The organism is uncultured Campylobacter sp. (genome assembly GCF_937997465.1).
Classification (GTDB): domain Bacteria; phylum Campylobacterota; class Campylobacteria; order Campylobacterales; family Campylobacteraceae; genus Campylobacter_A.
In genome coordinates this window covers 1-2596 of record NZ_CALKTQ010000209.1, presented here as the reverse complement: position 1 = coordinate 2596, position 2596 = coordinate 1, and the positions used below count along the sequence as shown (strand labels likewise).

The following is a 2596-nucleotide window of genomic DNA, read 5'->3' as shown; positions in this document are numbered from 1 at the left end:
CGTTTATATGCTTAAAAATCTTCAAATTTTATCCTTTTTGCTCCGCTTTAAATTTCGCGCGCGGCCTGATTTCAAAATGTTGCGAAATTATAGTAAATTTTTGCTACAATCGCCATAAAAATGCGGAATTTATAAAGAAAAATATGGAAAATCAGGCGTATTTAAAAGAGCAAATTTTAACTTATCTTGGCAACAAACGCTCGCTTTTAGGCTTTATCGAACAAGGCGTAAATATCGCAAAACAGGCGCTTGGCAAAGAAAAGCTAAGCTGCTGCGACCTTTTTAGCGGCAGCGGCATCGTGTCGCGGTTTTTTAAATCCCACGCAAATTTTATCGTCGCAAACGACCTGGAGCTTTATAGCCGCGTCACGAACGAATGCTACCTCGCAAACGCGGACGCGGAGTTTAAAAAAGAGCTTGATTTTTGGCATGAAAAACTAACGCGCGAAATCGGCGCAAATTTGCGTGAGGGCTTTATCTGCGAGCTTTACGCGCCAAAAGACGAGGCAAATATCTCAGCGAGGGACCGCGTCTTTTACACGAGAAAAAACGCCGCCTACATAGACACCGCGCGCCAGATTATCGAGGCGCTAGTGCCGCAGCAGCTGCGCGTTTTTTTCGTCGCTCCGCTGCTGTATTCAGCTAGCGTTCACGCCAACACTAGCGGCATTTTCAAGGGTTTTCACAAAAATAAGGACGGCCTTGGGCAGTTTGGCGGACGCGGCAAACACGCGCTATCTCGTATCACGGCCGACATCAGCCTGCTTAAGCCCGTTTTTTCAAATTTTAACGTCGAATTTGACGTGCAAAGACGAGATGCAAATGAGCTTGCCGCCGAGCTTTCGCCGCTTGATCTGGTATATCTTGATCCGCCGTATAATCAGCATCCCTACGGCTCGAACTACTTTATGTTAAATTTGATCGCTAGCTACGAGCGTCCGAGCGAAATCTCGCGGGTTTCTGGCATCGCTAGAGGCTGGAACCGCTCGGTTTTTAATCAAAAATCAGCCGCCGCGCCCGCGTTTTTCGAGCTAATCTCAAAGCTAAAAGCCAAATTCGTGCTAATCTCGTTTAACTCCGAGGGCTTCATCGCGCGCGAGGAATTTAGCCAAAATTTAGCCGGACTCGGCAAAGTGCAAATTTTGGAACAAAAATACAACGCCTTTCGCGGCAGCAGAAATCTAGCCAGCCGTCCGACGCACGCGAGCGAGCTGCTTTATGTTTTAAAAAAGGCGTAAATTTGGGCTAAATTTTACCGCAAACGAGCGGCGTCAAATTTACGCGAATAATCAAAAATTCATCTTAAATTTGATAAAATCAGCCCGATTATTTTAAATTTAAGGAAGTCGATGGCAAAAGAAAAAGAAGAGAAAAAGATAGTCCCGCCGACAAACGATTCGGACAAGAAAAAGGCCTTAGACGCGGCTTTAAAGCAGATAGATAAAGCGTTCGGCAAGGGTACGCTAATCCGCCTTGGCGACAAGCAAGTCGAGGCGATAGATAGTATCTCCACGGGCTCGCTGGGTCTTGACCTAGCCCTTGGTATCGGCGGTATCCCAAAGGGCCGTATTATCGAGGTTTACGGGCCTGAGAGCTCGGGTAAAACGACTCTAACCCTACACATCATCGCTGAAGCGCAAAAAGCGGGAGCCACGTGCGCCTTTATCGACGCCGAGCACGCGCTAGACGTAAAATACGCGGCAAATTTGGGCGTAGATACCGAAAATCTCTACGTTAGCCAGCCCGATTTTGGCGAGCAAGCGCTTGAGATCGTAGAAAACCTAGCTAGAAGCGGCGCAGTCGAGCTGATCGTCGTTGATAGCGTCGCGGCTCTAACGCCAAAGAGCGAGATCGAGGGCGATATGGGCGATCAGCACGTAGGCTTGCAAGCGCGCCTAATGAGCCAGGCGCTGCGCAAACTAGCCGGCGTCGTGCACAAGATGAACACGACCGTGATCTTTATCAACCAAATTCGTATGAAAATCGGCGCGATGGGTTACGGCACGCCTGAGACCACTACGGGCGGTAATGCGCTTAAATTTTACGCCTCAGTGCGCCTAGACGTGCGAAAAATCGCCACTCTAAAACAAAACGAAGAGCCTATCGGCAACCGCACGAAGGTAAAAGTCGTGAAAAACAAGGTCGCACCTCCGTTTAAAACGGCGGAATTTGACATAATGTTTGGCGAGGGTATCAGTCGCGACGGCGAGATCATTGACTACGGCGTGAAGCTAGATATCATCGACAAAAGCGGCGCGTGGTTTAGCTACAAAGCCGCCAAAATCGGACAAGGCCGCGAAAACGCAAAAGCCTATCTCAAAGAGCACTCGGAGATCTCCGACGAGATTGTAGCCACGATAAAAAACTCGATCGGCCTAGATAAGCTAATAAGCAGCTCAGGCGGCAAAGACGAAGACGGCGAAAGCATAGAAGAAAATACGGAGGAATAAAATAATGGTATTTATAGAAGACGTAACGGCGATAGAGGTACTTGACAGCCGCGGCAACCCGACCGTGAAGGCGACAGTCGCTCTAAGCGACGGCACCGTAGCAAGCGCGATAGTGCCAAGCGGCGCAAGCACGGGCAAACGCGAGG

At 49.0% G+C, this 2596-nt stretch carries 2 protein-coding genes and 1 pseudogene; all 3 read left to right on the top strand.

Annotated elements, in window-relative coordinates:
* Nucleotides 1-143 precede the first annotated feature (143 nt).
* Nucleotides 144-1238 carry a DNA adenine methylase gene (locus tag Q0546_RS06970; protein WP_298791681.1) on the top strand — a complete coding sequence of 365 codons (1095 nt, stop codon included), beginning with the start codon at nucleotides 144-146 and terminating at the stop codon, nucleotides 1236-1238.
* 111 nt (nucleotides 1239-1349) lie between these two features.
* Nucleotides 1350-2450, top strand: a complete 1101-nt coding sequence (recA, locus tag Q0546_RS06965) for a recombinase RecA (RefSeq protein WP_298791680.1) — start codon at nucleotides 1350-1352, stop codon at nucleotides 2448-2450.
* 4 nt (nucleotides 2451-2454) lie between these two features.
* Nucleotides 2455-2596: pseudogene (gene eno / locus Q0546_RS06960) on the top strand (phosphopyruvate hydratase); the annotation flags it as partial.

What these genes read in the sequence shown, in the direction of transcription:
- Q0546_RS06970 (WP_298791681.1), top strand. Translation starts at nt 144, where the DNA reads ATGGAAAATCAGGCGTATTTAAAAGAGCAAATTTTAACTTATCTTGGC.
- recA (WP_298791680.1), top strand. Translation starts at nt 1,350, where the DNA reads ATGGCAAAAGAAAAAGAAGAGAAAAAGATAGTCCCGCCGACAAACGAT.